This is a genomic window from Mycobacterium sp. (genome assembly GCF_965229265.1).
Classification (GTDB): Bacteria; Actinomycetota; Actinomycetes; order Mycobacteriales; family Mycobacteriaceae; genus Mycobacterium.
On record NZ_CBDDIY010000010.1, the window covers coordinates 1,481,707 to 1,497,310 of the forward strand.

Annotated in this window: 17 protein-coding genes and 1 tRNA gene; 13 read left to right on the forward strand and 5 right to left on the reverse strand. The window is 67.7% G+C overall.

The window, feature by feature from the left end; genetic code table 11:
- The first annotated feature begins 71 nt into the window (after positions 1–71).
- The 10 genes from ADBZ9K_RS08915 (at position 72) to ADBZ9K_RS08960 (ending at position 10,522) form a co-directional block, all read left to right on the forward strand.
- Positions 72–770, forward strand: a complete 699-nt coding sequence (locus tag ADBZ9K_RS08915) for an MspA family porin (RefSeq protein ID WP_526620843.1) — start codon at positions 72–74, stop codon at positions 768–770.
- Positions 771–981: 211 nt separating this feature from the next.
- Positions 982–1,671 carry an MspA family porin gene (locus ADBZ9K_RS08920; RefSeq protein WP_526619717.1) on the forward strand — a complete coding sequence of 230 codons (690 nt, stop codon included), beginning with the start codon at positions 982–984 and terminating at the stop codon, positions 1,669–1,671.
- 7 nt (positions 1,672–1,678) lie between these two features.
- Positions 1,679–2,326, forward strand: coding sequence for a hypothetical protein (locus ADBZ9K_RS08925; RefSeq protein WP_526619718.1), 648 nt, complete (start codon positions 1,679–1,681; stop codon positions 2,324–2,326).
- 76 nt (positions 2,327–2,402) lie between these two features.
- Positions 2,403–3,005, forward strand: coding sequence for a hypothetical protein (locus ADBZ9K_RS08930; RefSeq protein WP_526619719.1), 603 nt, complete (start codon positions 2,403–2,405; stop codon positions 3,003–3,005).
- Between the two features lie 84 nt (positions 3,006–3,089).
- Positions 3,090–4,079, forward strand: a complete 990-nt coding sequence (locus ADBZ9K_RS08935; protein WP_526619720.1) for a phospholipase D-like domain-containing protein — start codon at positions 3,090–3,092, stop codon at positions 4,077–4,079.
- On the forward strand, positions 4,072–4,638 hold the full coding sequence (locus ADBZ9K_RS08940) for a chromate transporter (RefSeq protein WP_526619721.1): 567 nt from the start codon (positions 4,072–4,074) through the stop codon (positions 4,636–4,638). Before ADBZ9K_RS08935 ends, ADBZ9K_RS08940 begins: the two co-directional genes overlap by 8 nt.
- Positions 4,635–5,180, forward strand: coding sequence for a chromate transporter (locus tag ADBZ9K_RS08945; RefSeq protein WP_526620844.1), 546 nt, complete (start codon positions 4,635–4,637; stop codon positions 5,178–5,180). Before ADBZ9K_RS08940 ends, ADBZ9K_RS08945 begins: the two co-directional genes overlap by 4 nt.
- A 125-nt stretch (positions 5,181–5,305) precedes the next feature.
- The gene (locus ADBZ9K_RS08950; RefSeq protein WP_526619722.1) at positions 5,306–7,678 is read left to right on the forward strand and encodes a lysylphosphatidylglycerol synthase transmembrane domain-containing protein; all 2,373 of its coding nucleotides are present in this window, start codon (positions 5,306–5,308) and stop codon (positions 7,676–7,678) included.
- A gap of 146 nt (positions 7,679–7,824) precedes the next feature.
- Positions 7,825–9,693 carry a CocE/NonD family hydrolase gene (locus ADBZ9K_RS08955; protein ID WP_526620846.1) on the forward strand — a complete coding sequence of 623 codons (1,869 nt, stop codon included), beginning with the start codon at positions 7,825–7,827 and terminating at the stop codon, positions 9,691–9,693.
- Positions 9,694–9,748: 55 nt separating this feature from the next.
- Entirely contained in the window at positions 9,749–10,522 is a 774-nt protein-coding gene (locus tag ADBZ9K_RS08960) for an SDR family NAD(P)-dependent oxidoreductase (protein ID WP_526619723.1), read from the forward strand.
- Here the strand turns inward: ADBZ9K_RS08960 and ADBZ9K_RS08965 are convergent.
- On the reverse strand, positions 10,507–10,758 hold the full coding sequence (locus ADBZ9K_RS08965) for a helix-turn-helix transcriptional regulator (protein ID WP_526619724.1): 252 nt from the start codon (positions 10,756–10,758) through the stop codon (positions 10,507–10,509). The two genes, ADBZ9K_RS08960 and ADBZ9K_RS08965, sit on opposite strands and share 16 nt — an antisense overlap.
- Before the next feature lie 150 nt (positions 10,759–10,908).
- Here ADBZ9K_RS08965 and ADBZ9K_RS08970 point away from each other — a divergent pair, with 150 nt between their 5' ends.
- Complete coding sequence (locus ADBZ9K_RS08970) at positions 10,909–12,198, forward strand: PucR family transcriptional regulator (RefSeq protein WP_526619725.1); 1,290 nt, start codon at positions 10,909–10,911, stop codon at positions 12,196–12,198.
- A 14-nt stretch (positions 12,199–12,212) separates the two neighbouring features.
- On the opposite strand, the gene ADBZ9K_RS08975 is transcribed toward ADBZ9K_RS08970, so the two are convergent.
- From ADBZ9K_RS08975 to ADBZ9K_RS08985, 3 genes are all read right to left on the reverse strand, one after another.
- Positions 12,213–12,389: a hypothetical protein gene (locus ADBZ9K_RS08975; protein ID WP_526619726.1), complete on the reverse strand. Its 177-nt coding sequence runs from the start codon at positions 12,387–12,389 to the stop codon at positions 12,213–12,215.
- A 318-nt stretch (positions 12,390–12,707) separates the two neighbouring features.
- Positions 12,708–12,866 carry a hypothetical protein gene (locus tag ADBZ9K_RS08980; RefSeq protein ID WP_526619727.1) on the reverse strand — a complete coding sequence of 53 codons (159 nt, stop codon included), beginning with the start codon at positions 12,864–12,866 and terminating at the stop codon, positions 12,708–12,710.
- Positions 12,867–13,145: 279 nt separating this feature from the next.
- Positions 13,146–13,229: transfer RNA gene (locus ADBZ9K_RS08985), tRNA-Leu, on the reverse strand.
- 134 nt (positions 13,230–13,363) lie between these two features.
- Here ADBZ9K_RS08985 and ADBZ9K_RS08990 point away from each other — a divergent pair.
- Both ADBZ9K_RS08990 and ADBZ9K_RS08995 read left to right on the forward strand, forming a co-directional pair.
- Positions 13,364–13,759, forward strand: coding sequence for a hypothetical protein (locus tag ADBZ9K_RS08990; RefSeq protein ID WP_526619728.1), 396 nt, complete (start codon positions 13,364–13,366; stop codon positions 13,757–13,759).
- Positions 13,756–14,115 (forward strand): DUF3817 domain-containing protein, encoded by a 360-nt coding sequence (locus ADBZ9K_RS08995; RefSeq protein ID WP_526619729.1) that lies wholly within the window; start codon positions 13,756–13,758, stop codon positions 14,113–14,115. The genes ADBZ9K_RS08990 and ADBZ9K_RS08995 overlap by 4 nt, the downstream gene beginning before the upstream one ends.
- Here the strand turns inward: ADBZ9K_RS08995 and ADBZ9K_RS09000 are convergent.
- Positions 14,105–15,562, reverse strand: coding sequence for an MFS transporter (locus tag ADBZ9K_RS09000; protein WP_526619730.1), 1,458 nt, complete (start codon positions 15,560–15,562; stop codon positions 14,105–14,107). The genes ADBZ9K_RS08995 and ADBZ9K_RS09000 overlap by 11 nt on opposite strands.
- Positions 15,563–15,604: the final 42 nt, after the last annotated feature.

Here is a 15,604-nt window from a genome sequence, read left to right on the forward strand (position 1 = left end):
CGACACTCTCCAACTCAATGATTCCTCCGAACGACACCGTGGATATCGACGACGAGAGGCGCCAACACGACATGTTGAAACGCTTTGCCGCATTGGCTGGAGTATGCCTGCTGGTCCAGACGGGAGCGGCTCAGGTCGCGCTGGCCGACCCACCGGCTGATCCCAACGTGGCACCTGCCGCCAACGCCGTACCGGCGCCCCCCGGGCCTGCCGGACCGGTGCCCTCCGGCGCCCCCGGAGTCCTCAAGACACCCGACGGCTGGGTGCTGAACGTCTCAGGCAAGGACGAGTCCATGGAACCCGTTGCTTCCCTGACTAATTCGCCGTGGTCACGCGAGTACCTGGTGGACGGGACCTTCAACGGTGCCATCACCGGTTCGGGCAGCACCAAGCTGGCCGGCGGCACCTTGGAGGCCGGTTACCAAATCGGCTGCGGCATCATCCAAGACGACATCGAGTCGATCACCACCGCCGGTATTACCCCGGGTGTCGGCATTCCGTTCGTGAACGGCTCGCTGCTCCCAGTCACCCTGGGCCTGTCGCTGTCCAATCAGCTGAAGATCGACCTCAAGCCGGGCACCGTGAACATCGTTCCGGTCGGCAAGAAGTCGTTCAAGGGCACCAGCCCGCGGGTTTCCATCACCGGCTTCCGCGTCAAGATCGACGGCTGCGCGGGCCAGTCCTTCATCCGCTCGTATGCAACGTTGACCAGCTCGACCGATAACACCGACGACGTGGTGACCTACCTCGGCGTCACCAAAGCGGTTTAGCCACAACTGAAAAACGTCGTTCTCGCAGATCGGCTGCCCGTCACCGACGCGGCGGTGGGCAGCCGATATGCACACCGGAAGCACCCGGGGAACGCCCAGTGGATGAGTTAGGGGCGCTGACTATTGGCGCTGCGTTCATCGATTGGACACCCCACCAATTGATCATTTCTCAGAACCCCAGTGAGTTTCAGACGGAAGGCGTCGACACGACATGTTGCATCGCTTTGCCACCGCGGCTGCAGTTTGCATGCTGATCCCGATGGGAGCGGCTCCCCTCGCGTTGGCGGACCCGCCGGCCGATCCGGCGGTGCCGGCCGTCTCGGACGCAGGCACCCCGCCACCCCCACCCGATAACGGCGCCGTCGCCTCTGAGGTCCCGGGTATCGCCAAGACTCCCGACGGCCGCACGCTGACGGTGCTGGCCAAGGATGAGACGCAGCTGCCGGTCGCTCCCCTGACGACGTCCCTGGCCTCTCGTGACTGGGTCGTCGGCGGCACGTTCACCGGCACCACAACGGGTTCGGTCCAGGGTGGATCGCTGGAGGCCGGCTACCAGATCGGCTGCGGCGTCGAAATGGACAAGGTCAAGCTCAACGGCTCGATCGGCGCCACGCTGGGCAACGGCAGCCTCACCACCGCGGGTGTCTCGCTGCCCGGATCCATCAGCTTCCCGATCCAGGGTCAGGTCGAGGTTGAACCCCGCCCGGGCACCGTCACCAACGTTGTCGTGGACAAGAAGTCGTTCAAGGGCACCTCTGCTCGCGTCACGCTCAAGGACATCCACATCAAGGTCGACAACTGCGTCGGCGCGTCATCGCTGCGCTCGTATGCGGTTCTGACCAGCTCGGGCACCGACGCCGACGACATCGTCGCCTACTACGGCGTCACCAAGGTCTTCTGACCCCGGTATGCACCCACTGCACAGAACGCTCGTCACCGGGGCGGCCGCCGGCCTGCTGGCGGCCGGGGCGGCGCTCGGGTCGGCGGCAATCGCCGCCGCCGACCCGCCGCCACCGGACCCAGCCCTGCCGGTCGATCCAGCGGTGCCCTCACCGCCCGGGCAGGGGATCCTGCCGCCGCCGGGGACCATCTCGGACTCGATCAACGGATTCGCCAGCTACCTCGGCGGCCCGGCCGGCAATCAACTGCTGCTCGGGCAGACACCGGTCCCCGCGGTGGCGGGTACAGTGCCGGCGGCCCCGCCGAGTGCCGACATCCTCAACGCCAGCCAACTGCTCTTCCCGCAGACCTACCGCACGGTGCAGGGTGCTGACGACCCCACCTCGTCTCCGTACGATCTGCAAACCGGTGTGCCGCCCGGACCGTTCGCCCGCGTCGACGCGCTCAAGGGCGTCCACGCCATGCTCCATGGCGCGTTGGGCCGGATGCCGGCCGACCAACTCGGCCAGCCCCTGCCCGGGACGGCACCGCCGCCAGGCACCAACATCCCGGCCGGGCCCGAACAATTCCTCCCCGATCCGGCGGCGCCGGTCGGCCCCGCCGTGCCCGCCGACCCGGCGCTCTTGCCGCCACCTGCGCCGGCGCCACCAGGCTGATCGGTAATCCCGCCGATCCGACTCTCGTCGGGTATTACGGTATCGGCGAGGATCGAACCGAAGGAGATCGTGCGGTATGAGCCAGCGGCTGGCGGGCGTGCTCGCGGTCATCGGGCTTACCGTCGGCGGCGTTGGGCTGGCTCCGCCGGCGATGGCCGACCCGGATCTGCTGCCGGTCGACCCGTCGGCGCCGCCCCCACCTGCCGAGCCGACGCCGCCCCGCTCGGGCATCGGCAGCGCACTGGCGCAGAACGGCGCCGATCCGGTCGGGCCGTTGGGCCTGCCCGACCTGTCCAGCTATGCCCCCGGACTCTTATTGGGGCAGCACCTGGTCCCGTCGGCCCCCGGGTCGCCGACCCCGGTGACGGCCCCCGACCTGAGCGCCTTCGACGGGCGCTATCTGCTGCCGCAGAACGTCGCGCCGGCCGCACCAGGACAGGGTGTCACCGACGTCGGCATCGGCCCCTCCGCCGACGACCCGGGCACCGGACGGCTGGCATTCCTGCATCGCCTGCACGAGATGTACTCCGGCGGCGGCCTCAGCGGCGCGCTGCTGGGTCAGGTCCCCGACGACCAACTCGGCCAGCCACTGCCCGGCACGGCACCCGGGCCCGGTATCTATCTACCGCCCGGCTTGGGGCCCGGCACACCCGACCCGTCGGCGGCGCCGTTGCCGTGAGCCGGTAACAGGCAGCCACGACGCGCCCAACAATGGCTTAACGGCAAACTGATGCGGAGGTTACGGTGCTAGCATCGCAGACCTATGTCTGCTAACGCTCCGCGCCTGATCGTCGAGCCTGACGACGGTTTGGAACCGGTCCGCGAGTTCATTTTGAGCGCGCAAACCTCGCTGCTGATAAAGCAATTCACCTTCACCGAGCCGAGCTTGATCGAGGCCGCGATCGACCGGAAGAAGGCCGGGGTCGATGTCCGGATCATGCTCAATCCACAGCGCTCGGGTGGTGACCGGGCTAATGACGAGAGCTACGAGCGGTTCAAGAACGCCGGCATCGAAGTCCAGTGGTCGAGTCCGAAATTCTATGTCACGCACGAGAAGTCGATCGTCGTCGACGAGACGGCGGCGATGGTGGCCACGTTCAACCTGATGATCAAGTACTTCACCCTGACCCGCGACTACGGGATCGTCACCCACGATCCCCTGCACGTGGCGCAGATCGTCGAGGTATTCAACGCCGACTGGCAGCATCGCGATTTCACTCCCCCGTCCTACGAGGGTCTGCTGTGGAGCAATTCGAACTCGCGCTATCACATGGCCCGGTTCATCGACACCGCCCAGCGCCGGCTCTACATTCAGCATCCGAAATACGTGGACGCAGTGATCCTCGACCACATCGCGGCGGCGGCCCATCGCGGCGTGACGGTCAAGGTGCTGTGCGGCGGAAAGCACGGCATCAGCGAGTGGGACATCCTCGACACGTTCGCCTCGCTGCGCACGCTGGGCCGGTTCGGGGTCAAGGTGCGCAAGCAGAAGAACCTGCGAGTGCACGCCAAACTACTGATCGTGGATAACACCAGCGCCCTGGTCGGCTCGATGAACATCGACCGCAGTGCCTTCGACCTGCGCCGCGAACTGGGCATCACCATCGACGACCCCGATGTCGTCGGCCGGCTCCGGGGGATCTTCAAGAGCGACTGGGCCTTGTCGCGCCACTACGAACCGCCGGACCCGCTGGAACACAACCGTCCCGTCGAGGACGACTTCCCGCACGACATCGACCTGGTCCATGAGTGAGCCCGGGCCGACCCTGCAGAAGGTCTCGCTACTGGAAATCGCGCTGACCTTCAACCACATCGCGCTCGCGTCGTTCGGCGGCGGGCTGTCGGCCTGGTCGCGGGAAGTGATCGTCGTCCAGAAGAAGTGGTTGGGCGAAGAAGAGTTCCTCAGCGCGATGACGATGTGCCGGATCGTCCCCGGCGCCAATCAGGTCAACCTGGCCGTCTTCGTCGGCACCAAGGTCAAGGGACTTGCCGGGGCCGCCGCGGCGCTGGTGGGGCTGTGTATGGTGCCGGTCGCGATCGTCTTGGCCCTGGGTTTCGTCTACTTCACGTTCAAGGAGATCCCCGCAGTCAAAGGGGCGCTGCACGGCGCCTCGGCCGCCGCGGTCGCGCTGACCCTGACGATGGTGATCAAGACCGGCAAGAAATGCCTCACCGGCCCGGTACCCATCGTGTTCTTCGCGGCCGCCTTCATCCTCAACGGCGTCCTGCGCTGGCCCCTGCTGGAGACGTTGGCGATCCTGGCGCCGCTGGGCCTGATCTGGGCGTGGCCCCGGAAACGCGCGACGGCATGAAGACCTACCTGGCGCTGGTCGGCATGTTCGGCTCACTGTCGCTGCTCTCGATCGGTGGCGGCAACACCGTGCTGCCCGACATGCACCTGCAGGCCGTCACCGGCCATCACTGGCTCACCAATTCCCAGTTCGCCGACATCTTCTCGATCTCCCAGGCGGCGCCCGGTCCGAGCATCCTGATCGTGGCCCTGGTCGGCTATGCGGCCGGGCTCGGCGTCGCGGGCGTGCTGGGCGGGATCATCGGCGGGGTGGCCGCGACAGTGGCGATGATCGTGCCCGCCGCCACCCTGATGTACCTCATCACCATGTCGTGGCAGAAAGCCGAGAAGTCGAAACTGCGCTCCGCGGTGGAAAAGGGGTTCGCTCCCCTGACCGTGGGACTGGTCCTGGCTAGCTCCCTGGTGATGAGCCGCGCCGCCGACCACGATTGGCGGGCCTACCTGATCACCGGCGTCGCCACGCTGATCTTCGTCCGGACCAACACCAACCCACTGATCGTGGTGGGCGCCGCCGCACTGCTGGGCTACATCGGCTTCGTCTGAGGGCCCAACGGCACGGCGCCGGTCCGTCACACACCGCCGGCAATCAGACCCGCCCGCAGGAACTCGGGATAGGTTTGCCGCAGCCGCGGCCGACGCGGCACCACGGCGTACAGGGATGATCAACGATGCGGGTTGACGGGCGAGAGGTTGCCGTTTCGGGCAACGTGCTGCAACCGCTGACCCGCCGCATCAACGACATCGCGCGGCTGGTGATCTCGGCGGTGGTGCTGGCCATCGTGGTCACCAGTTCCCTGATCACCCGCAACGACTGGGTGGGGCTGGAAAAGTCGGTGTCGCGAATCGTGGGGGTGCTCACCCCCACCCAGTCCAACCTGGTGTATCTGCTCTACGGGCTGGCCATCCTGGCACTGCCGTTCATGATCCTGATCGGCCTGCTCGCCGCCCGCCAGTGGAAGCTGTTCGCGGCGTACGGGGCGGCGGGCCTGCTCGCGGTGCTCTCATTGTCGATCTCCGGAAACGGAATTGCCGCCCCGCGCTGGCACTTCGACCTCTCCGAGCGGCTCTCGACCACCCTGTCCCAGTTCCTGGATGACCCGCGCTGGATCGCCATGCTGGCCGCCGTGCTGACGGTGTCGGGACCGTGGCTGCCGGCGCGCTGGCGGCGGTGGTGGTGGACGCTGCTGCTGGCCTTCGTCCCCATCCATCTGGTCGTCAGCGCGGTGGTCCCGGCCCGCTCCCTGCTCGGGCTGTCGGTGGGCTGGTTCGTCGGTGCCCTGACGGTGTGGGTGGTGGGCACACCGGCGCTGGAGGTTCCGCTCGACGGGGCGGTGCGGGCGCTGTCGCGCCGGGGTTTCCTGGTGACGACCCTGACCGTCGTGCGCCCGGCCGGGCACGGACCGCTGGAGCTGTCGGCCCGCGACGACACCGGCGCAACCGTCGTCGTCGAGATGTACGGACCCAACCAGCGCAGTGGCGGCGCCCTGCGGCAGTTCTGGCGCTGGCTCATCCTGCGCGACGCCGAAACCGCGCCGCTGCAGGCCTCCATGCGGCGCGCCGTCGAGCACCGTGCATTGATGACGATCGCGGTCGGCGACCTCGGCGTGTCCAACACCACGACGATGGCCGTCGCGGCGCTGGAGCGCGGGTGGACGTTGTACGCACACACCTCGCCGGCGGGCACCCCCATCGGTGACACCGACGACCCGGGCGTGGTGACCACGGTCTGGGGAGCCCTGGGTGTGCTTCAACGACACCAGATCTCGCACGGCGATCTGCGCTTCAAGGAGATCACCGTCGACGCCGGCAAGGTGCTGTTCGGCGGCTTCGGGAACTCCGAGTACGGCGCGACCGACGAACAGCTGCAGTCCGACATCGCCCAGCTGCTGGTGACCACCACCGAACGATTCGGATCCGAGGCCGCCGTCCGGGCCGCCGTCGACGCACTCGGCAAGGACACCGTGCTCACCGCGTCGCGACGGCTCACCAAGGCGGCGGTGCCGGCCCGGATCTGCAAGTCGGTCGCCGACCCGAAGGCCGTCATGAACGCGGCGCGCGACGAGGTCAAGCGCCAAACCGGGGCCGATGAGATCAAAGCCGAAACCATCACCCGATTTACCCGCAAGCAGCTCATCCAACTGGTGCTGCTGGTGGCGCTGGTCTATGTCGCCTACCCGTTCATCAGCACGGTACCCACCTTCTTCAGCGAACTGCGCAACGCCAACTGGTGGTGGGCGCTGCTGGGCCTGACGGTCTCCGCCCTGACCTACGTCGGCGCGGCAGCCGCGTTGTGGGCGTGCGCATCCGGGCTGGTCAGCTTTCGCAACCTGGTCATCATGCAGTTCGCCAACACCTTTGCGGCCACGACCACCCCGGCCGGGGTGGGCGGGCTGGCGTTGAGCACCCGGTTCCTGCAGAAGGGCGGCCTCGGAGCGCTGCGCGCCACCGCGGCCGTGGCGCTGCAGCAGTCGGTTCAGGTGATCACCCATGTCGCGCTGTTGATCTTCTTCAGCGTGGCGGCCGGCGCCTCGGCCGACCTCTCGCACTTCGTCCCGAACGCGACACTGCTGTACCTCATCGGCGGTATCGCGCTGGGCGCGTTGGGCACCTTCCTGTTCGTGCCCAAGCTGCGACGCTGGCTGGGCACCGCGGTGCGGCCCAAGCTCAAGGAAGTCGGCGTCGAGCTGGTCGAGCTCATGCGCGAGCCCAAGCGGCTGGCCTTGATCGTAGCCGGTTGTGCAGCAACAACTCTCGGTGCGGCGCTGGCGCTGTGGGCCAGCGTCGAGGCGTTCGGCGGCGGGACAACGTTCGTCACGGTGACCGTGGTGACGATGGTCGGCGGCACCCTGGCCTCGGCGGCGCCGACGCCGGGCGGGGTCGGCGCCGTCGAGGCGGCCCTGATCGGCGGTCTGGCCGCCTTCGGTGTGCCCGCTGCGGTCGGGGTGCCCGCGGTACTGCTCTACCGGGTACTGACCTGCTGGCTGCCGGTGTTCGCCGGCTGGCCCATCATGCGGTGGCTGACGGCCAAGGACATGATCTAGGCCCCGGCGCGGCCGGCTCGAAAAAATCCGACGTCCCGGCGCAGGCGATCGGCAGCGGATACTTCTGATCCCGGACTGCGTAGCCTGGAGCAGTGCGACGTGCCACCACGGTTGGTTGGCTGCGAAAGACAGCCCTACGCGGGCTGATCCTGGTGTCGGCGCTGACCCTGGTACTCGCCGGTTGCGCCGAGCCGGTCAGGCGGGCCGACTCGGCCTGGCCGCCACCAGCGGGTCGGGGCCCCTGCTCGGTCGGTAAGCAAACCGACGTGGCCGCACGCATGCGCGACGGAACCGTGCTGCGGGCCGACGTCTACCGGCCCGGTACCGCCAGTCCCGTTCCGGTGATCCTGATGCGCACCCAGTACGGCAAGACCGGCGCACAAGTCCAGCCGTCGCGGTACCAGAGTCCGGATTGGTTCGCCTCACACTGTTATCTCGTTGTCGTTCAAGATGTTCGAGGTCAGGGTTCGTCGGGTGGCACGTTCAGTGAGTTCACCCACGACCGTGAGGACGGCTACGACTCGGTGGAGTGGGCCGCCGCGCTGCCGGGGTCGAACGGCAAGGTGGGCATGTACGGGTCGTCCTACGTCGGCGCCACCCAGTGGCTGGCCGCGACCACCGCCCCGCCGCATCTCGTCACGATCGTGCCGGCGAACACTGCATCGGATTACTTCGACGGCTGGATGTATGAGGGCGGCGAGTTCCGACTGGCATTCGTGCTGCCGTGGGCGATCGGGCTGGCGAGCACGGCGGCAAGCAACCGGCACGACGAGGGCACCGCCGCGGCCCTTCGATCAGCCGCGGCGGACCCAACCCGGTGGTTGGCGTACCACCCCTATCGGTCCGTACCGGCCCTGGATCCGGCCGACCCGGCCGTGGCGCCCTGGTACTTCGACTGGGTCGCCCATTCCACACGAGACGCGTTCTGGCGGCAGTGGAGCATCCGGGACAGGTATCGGTCGGTACGGGTACCGGTCCTCGACGTGGAGGGATGGTACGACGCGTTTCTCGCCGGCGGGATCGAGAACTTCACCGGAATGACCGACTCGGCGGCCACCCCCGAAGCGCGCGCAAACCAGCGGCTCGTCATCGGCCCGTGGGATCACGTCGACTGGGGCCGCCAGGGGTCCAAGCCCGCACCACTGCTCAAGGACATCGGCTCTGCCGGTGACAGCCCGATCAACGCCCTGATGCTGGCCTGGTTCGACCGATTCCTCAAGGGAGCCGACAATGGGGTTTCCGGCACGCCGAGGGTTGACTACTTCCTGATGGGGGCCAACACGTGGAAGTCCGCGCCGAGCTGGCCTTTGCCTCAAACCCGTTGGCGCACCTACTTCCTGTCCGGTGACGGGCAGCTGGATTCGCGCACCGGCACGCTGAGCACCGCGCAACCGTCCGCCGGACAGCCACCCGACCGCTACCTGTACGACCCCACCGACCCCGCTCCCAGCATCGGTGGACATTCCTGCTGCGCAGCCCAATCCGGCCCGCAGGGACCTTATGACCAATCCCCCGTCGAGCAGCGTTCCGACGTGCTGGTCTACAGCACCGACCCGCTGCCGGAGGACACCGAGGTGACCGGCCCGACGACCGTCGACCTGTGGGCATCCAGCTCGGCCGCCGATACCGACTTCACCGCAAAGCTGACCGTGGTGAAGCCCGACGGCGCAATCATCAACCTCAACAACGGCATTGTGCGGACGGCGTTTCGCGATTCGCTGTCCGATCCGCACCCGAGTACGCCTAATCGGCCCTACGAATACCACATCGCCATCTGGCCGACGAGCTACCTGTTCGGTGCCGGGGACCGGATCCGAGTTGAGATATCCAGCAGCGATTACCCGCAGTTCGCGCCCAATCCCAACACCGGGGAACCGTTCGGCGAGAGCTCGGCGACCGCACCCGCCACCCAGACCATCTTTCACGACGCCGCCCACCGCTCAGCCGTGGTGATCCCGGTGATTCCGGCGTCGGAACCCGGATCGGCGACGTTCCCGCTGCGGCCCGGCGGCTGAGGCTAGCGGGGTGCCGGTAGTCTTCGGCTGTCGATTCCCCGAAAGGTTCAACCCCGTGACCGCATGGCATGACCTCACCGGCCACGTCGCGCTGGTCACCGGGGGCAACGGTGGCATCGGGCTGGGTATGGCACGCGGCCTGCGCAATGCCGGTGCCACCGTGGCCATCTGGGGAACCAACGCCGAGAAGAACGCCGCCGCGGTCGCGGGGCTGACCGCCGACGGCGCGGGAGCGCCGATTGCCTCGTTCACCGTCGATGTCAGCGACGAACAGGCGGTGGTGGCCGGACTGGACGAGACCCTGGCGCGGTTCGGGCGCGTCGATTCCTGCTTCGCCAACGCCGGGGTGGGCCCGCAACCGGCCGGTATCGAGACGATGTCGACCCAGGAGTGGCGGCGGGTCATGGCGGTCAACCTCGACGGGGTGTTCTATACCGTGCGCCCCGTGACCGCGCACATGAAAGCCCGTGGGGGCGGCGGGTCGATCGTGGTCACCAGCAGCGTGTCGATCAGTGAGGGGATGGCGTTCTCCGCCCACTACGCGGCGGCCAAGAGCGCCCTGGTGGCGATGGCACGTGCACTGGCCGTCGAGCTGGCCCGCGACGACATCCGCGTCAATGCTCTGGTTCCCGGCTGGACCCGAGCGGCGATGACCGAGGCGCTGCTGGATTCACCGGTCGCGCAGTCGAAGATTCTTCCTCGAATACCGTTGCGGCGCTGGGGAAGCCCCGAGGATTTCGAGGCCGTCGCGGTATGGCTCGCGGGGCGCGGCTCGGCCTACGTCACCGGCCAGACACTGGTGATCGACGGTGGCTACACGGTGTTCTGAGCGGCAGCCTTGTAGGCCGTCACGTCGGCCCGTGCGAACAGCATGCGATTACCGCAGCGGTGATGCGCCGGCCCGGTACCGGCTTTGACCTGCCGGCGTAGGGCCTGCATCGTGATGCCGAGTTCGCGGGCGGCCTGCTTGACCGTCAGCATCTGGCCCACGACCGATCCGGGATTGCGCTGCTGCGCCCGCTCCAGGAAGTTGTAGCCACCCCGGTCGGCGGTCACCGTTGTCATCGTGTGCGCTCCCCTCGCAAATCCTCGGCTGTGTGGCGTGCTGCCATGCCGGCAAAGTTAGGCCCGCGACCCCCGCCGAGGCTCGTGGCTGGCCACCAATATTGCGCGTGACATTGTGCTGGGAACACAATGGACATAGCGTGTGCCGGCATGACCCCCGAGTGGGCGCCGATTCGGGACGATCCCGCCGCACAGCAGGTGTGGCAGACCATTCTGCGTCCGATCGCCGCGGAGATGGCCGCCAACGCCCCCGATCTGGCGCACCGCGTCGTCGAGCGAATCACTGCCGAGCAGCCGCATCTTGTGCCCGAGGAACAGTTTGTCGAGGGCCAGCCGGCGGGCATCGAGGCCAGCATCCGCCAGCTCGCCCGGACTGTCGAGATGGGCGCCGATCCCGGCGGGCTGGAGCTGCCCGCCGACACCGTGGCCCTGGGCCGCGCGCGGGTCCAGCAACGGGTGCCGCTGGCCTACCTGATCCGGTCCTACCGGCTGGCTCAAGACACGTTGTGGGAGTGGCTGTTCGGGCGCATCACCGCCGCCACCTCCAGCGCCGCCGAACAGGCGGCCGCCTTGCACGTGGCGACGGGCTGGCTGTTCGCCTACATCGACAGCGCCCTGGCGCGCACCGAGCAGACGTACGAGACCGAACGCGAAGCGTGGTTGCGAACCGCGGCCGCGGCGCGCGCCTCAGCAATCGACGAGGTGCTCAGCGAACGGTTGCGCGACGCCCAGCGGGCCGCCCACCTGTTGCGTTACGACGTGAATCGAGAGCACGTCGCGGTCAACGTCTGGTTCGAGTCGGCGCCCGCCGACGGTGAACCCCAACGCGTGCTGAACGGGATCTGCCAGCAGCTGGCCGATGCGGTGTCCGCCGAGACCACGCTGGTCCACCCCGGCGGTCCCCTGTCGGTGTCCGGCTGGCTGAGCCGTAGCGGCCCGTTCCAGCCGGCCGACCTGGAACCCGTCGTGGTAATGCGCGCGCTGCAGCTGCCCGCTGGGGTGCGGGTCACGCTCGGCGAGCCGGGCTGGGGGCTGGACGGCTTCCGCCGCAGCCATAGCGAGGCTGTCCAAGCCCGCCGCGTCGCCTCGTTGAGCGGTCCGCGCGCGGCAGCCCTGACCCACTACCGCAGCGTGAGCGTCGCCGCGTTGGCCAGTGTGGACCGCGAGCAGGCGGCGACGTTTGCCGCCCGGGTGCTGGGTCCCCTGGCCGAGGACGACGAGACCACCTACCGGGTGGCTATGACGCTGGCGGTCTACCTCCAGGAGAATCGCAGCCCTGCCCGGGCCGCGGCGCGCCTGTCCGTTCACCCGAACACGGTCACGTACCGGGTCAACCAGGCCGAGGCGATCCTGGGCCGCAGCGTCGAGCACGATGGCGTTGACCTGTCGGTGGCGCTGGCGTTGCTGCCGCTGATGCCGGGCCTGCTGCGCCGGCCGTGACGGCCCAACCCTGATCAGCTGCCCAGAAACTCCCGGTCGTTGCCCATCTCGTTGTCGTCGGACGCGGCTTCTGGGTCGACGAAGTGGGCGTATACGGAATGGAGTCCGACCACGACGGCGCTGGCCAACACCGACATAACCAGCCAGCTGTCCGCGGGAATCGCTTTTGCCATTTCCAGCAGGCTTTCCATGCTCAGTTCCGCTTCTTGGTTCGTAGTTTCGGCCCGGCCGACAGGAACCGGGATACACAGTTAATATCCGCAGTTTAGCTGTTGAAGTCAACGACCACACGCCGCGGGCGATGATCCCGTGACCGTATCGCAGCACGCAGGCCGCTAAACGGCAGCAGCGGTAACGAGGTCGATGACGGCGCTGCGCAGCACCCGGATGCCAGGAGGGGTGCCGTCACCCGGCCGGACCGGCGCGCTACAGATGCTGTCAGCAAATACCTCGATGGGAACGCCTCCCAGCCGTGGGAACGACCCCGGTCGAGCGGGGCGGATCCGGCTCTAGCCGCGGAGTGCGTCGGCGGCCGCCCCGATGAACACCGCGTACGCCGCTGAGGTCGCGATCTGGTCGACATCCAGGGCGTCCCCGCCCAGGTCGTGCACGTGGCCGGCGATGGCATGCCGAATGAGGTCGATCGACGTCACCACTGGGTCGTTCATGGGGGAATCCCCTTTCTTCTCAGCGCTATTCGGCCTCAGCTGTCAGACACAGCCACAATGCGGCCACCACGAAGAAGGCCACGTAAATGACCCTGCCCCACTCGATCATGCGATCTCCGCTCACCGTTGCGCGTTGTGAGTTCGACAGTAGCGACAAACAGTTAGCACCACTAGACGATTAGTTAGGACATTTAGGTGAATTGCGGCGGGGCGGACGGTGGTTGTGACCTCTGCCACAGAATTCGGTGTCGCGGTGGCGCGCACGCCCCGCCACGTCGGTGCGGGCGGAGGGACTCGAACCCTCAAACTCTCTCGAGCACCGGCACCTAAAGCCGGCATGTTTGCCAATTTCATCACGCCCGCAAGCGCAACGATCCTACCGCGCGGGTCCAGGGCCTCTGCCCGGCATGCTCGGCCGCCAGCGGCGTCGGCGACCAGGTCAGTGAGCCTGCCACCGGCAGATGAGCGGTCGGGCCTGCGCACGGTACCGTCGTGGTGTGTCCACGACGCGCCGTCGCCGATTCGGGTTGATCATCGCGGTGATCATCGCCGCAGGTGGTTGCCTGGCGCTGGGCTGGTGGCAGTGGAGCAGGTTCGAGTCGTCGTCGGGCACCTTCCAGAACCTGGGCTATGCCCTGCAGTGGCCCATGTTCGCCGGGTTCTGCATCTACGCCTACCGCGCATTCATCCGCTACGAGGACGCGCCGCCCGAGCCGCCGTCGGCCGATGACGCAGTCACTGAGATCCCGGCCGGACTGCTGCCCGAACGCCCCACGCCCGCACCGCGTTCCGATGACGTCGACCCCGTGATGCGCGAATACAACGCCTACCTTGCCGAGCTGGCCAAAGCAGACGAGACGCAAGCCGAGAATCAGAACAGGACCACTGCATGAGTGCACCCGAGACACCCGAAGCCCATGCCCAGCCGACCGTGCCGATCGAGAAGTTGCGCAACGCATTGCTCGGGTATCGAATCCTGGCCTGGACCACCGGTATCTGGCTCATCGCGCTGTGCTACGAGATCGTGCTGCGCTACGTCGTGAAGGTCGACAACCCGCCGACCTGGATCGGCGTGGTGCACGGGTGGGTGTACTTCATCTACCTGTTGTTCACCGCCAACCTCGCGGTGAAGGTCCGCTGGCCGATCGCCAAGACCGTCGGCGTCTTGCTGGCCGGGACGATCCCGCTGCTCGGCATCATCGTCGAACAGGTACAGACCCGGGAGCTCAAGACCCGGTTCAACCTCTGATCAGGTCCTCGTCCAGTTCCACGTCTTCGGGCGACCAGTCGGCGACCGCGGCCGCGGCGGCCGGAGTCGGGATCGTCAGCGCGATGACCACCGACAGCGCCGCGGCGCCCGCGGCCACCAGCACCGCAACCCGGAACCCGTCCAGTGAGGGCACCTGGTGGCCGGCGAACGACATGGTCATCGTCGAGAGCACCGCGCCGACGACCGCGCTCGACACCGCGGTGCCCAGCGAGCGCGCAAGGGCATTGACGCCGTTGGCGGCCGCCGTCTCCGACACCGGAACGGCCGCGTTGATCAACGCGGGCATGGACGCATACGCGAAACCCACGCCCAGGCTGATGAGCGCGTTGAACACCATCACCTGGACCGGGCTGGTCAGCAGGAAGAACCCCGCCAGGTAGGCGCCGGCGATAATCACGCCGCCGACGACCAGGGTGAACTTCGGACCGCGCCGGGCCGCGACGCGAGCCGCGATCGGTGCGGCGATCATCATGGCCAGGCCGCCCGGCGCCATCCACAGGCCCGCATGCAACATCGACTGTCCAAGGCCGAAGCCATTCTCGGTGGGTGATTCGAGGATCTGCGGTCCGATCAACGACATCGCGAACATCGCGAAACCGATCGCCACCGACGCCACGTTGGTGGTCAGCACCGGCCGGGTCAGCGTGGTGCGCAGATCGACCACCGGCGACGGCGTGTGGAACTGCCAACGGGCGAAGAGCGCGAACACCACCGCGGACGCGCCGATCAGCCCCAGCGTCGTCGTGCTGGTCCAGCCCCAGGCCGAGCCCTTCGAAATCGCGAGCAACAGGCTCACCAGGCCGACGGCCAGCAGCACCGTTCCCAGCGGGTCCAGACCGTCGCTGCTGCTGGCCGGAATGCGCGGCACCACAAGGAAGAACAACAGCAGCGAGCACACGCCCAGGCCCGCCGCGAACCAGAACAACGTGTGCCAGTCGGCCCTCTCCGCGATCAGGGCCGCCAACGGCAGGCCCAGCGCACCGCCCACCCCCAGCGACGCGCTGATCAGACCCATCGCTGCCCCGACCCGCTCGGGCGGCACCGATGCCCGCAGCACGCTGATGGCCAGCGGGATGATCGGGATGCCCAGCCCCTGCAGCCCGCGCCCGACGATGAACGGCAGCAGGGAACTGGTCGTCGCCGCGACCAGGGATCCCAGGGTCAGCGCGGCCGCGCAAATCATCAGGATCGGCTTGGGGCCGTAGAGGTCGCCCAGGCGGCCGAACACCGGCGTGGTCACCGCGGCCGTCAACAAGGTCACCGTGATCGCCCAGGACGCGTTGGCGGCGCTGGTGCTCAACAGCACCGGCAGTTGGGGAACCAGGGGAATGATCAGGGTCTGCATCAGCGACACGCTGATACCGGCGGTCGCCAATACGGCGATCAGAACTCCGGGGTGCGCCGCCCGGACCGTGTGACGACCCACGCCAGCATCTTCACACATTAGATGCGCTACACAAATTGCCGA

Coding starts and splice junctions, on each gene's coding strand:
- ADBZ9K_RS08915 (WP_526620843.1), top strand. CDS start 72: ATGTTGAAACGCTTTGCCGCATTGGCTGGAGTATGCCTGCTGGTCCAG.
- ADBZ9K_RS08920 (WP_526619717.1), top strand. CDS start 982: ATGTTGCATCGCTTTGCCACCGCGGCTGCAGTTTGCATGCTGATCCCG.
- ADBZ9K_RS08925 (WP_526619718.1), top strand. CDS start 1,679: ATGCACCCACTGCACAGAACGCTCGTCACCGGGGCGGCCGCCGGCCTG.
- ADBZ9K_RS08930 (WP_526619719.1), top strand. CDS start 2,403: ATGAGCCAGCGGCTGGCGGGCGTGCTCGCGGTCATCGGGCTTACCGTC.
- ADBZ9K_RS08935 (WP_526619720.1), top strand. CDS start 3,090: ATGTCTGCTAACGCTCCGCGCCTGATCGTCGAGCCTGACGACGGTTTG.
- ADBZ9K_RS08940 (WP_526619721.1), top strand. CDS start 4,072: ATGAGTGAGCCCGGGCCGACCCTGCAGAAGGTCTCGCTACTGGAAATC.
- ADBZ9K_RS08945 (WP_526620844.1), top strand. CDS start 4,635: ATGAAGACCTACCTGGCGCTGGTCGGCATGTTCGGCTCACTGTCGCTG.
- ADBZ9K_RS08950 (WP_526619722.1), top strand. CDS start 5,306: ATGCGGGTTGACGGGCGAGAGGTTGCCGTTTCGGGCAACGTGCTGCAA.
- ADBZ9K_RS08965 (WP_526619724.1), bottom strand. CDS start 10,758: ATGACAACGGTGACCGCCGACCGGGGTGGCTACAACTTCCTGGAGCGG.
- ADBZ9K_RS08970 (WP_526619725.1), top strand. CDS start 10,909: ATGACCCCCGAGTGGGCGCCGATTCGGGACGATCCCGCCGCACAGCAG.
- ADBZ9K_RS08975 (WP_526619726.1), bottom strand. CDS start 12,389: ATGGAAAGCCTGCTGGAAATGGCAAAAGCGATTCCCGCGGACAGCTGG.
- ADBZ9K_RS08980 (WP_526619727.1), bottom strand. CDS start 12,866: ATGAACGACCCAGTGGTGACGTCGATCGACCTCATTCGGCATGCCATC.
- ADBZ9K_RS08995 (WP_526619729.1), top strand. CDS start 13,756: ATGAGTGCACCCGAGACACCCGAAGCCCATGCCCAGCCGACCGTGCCG.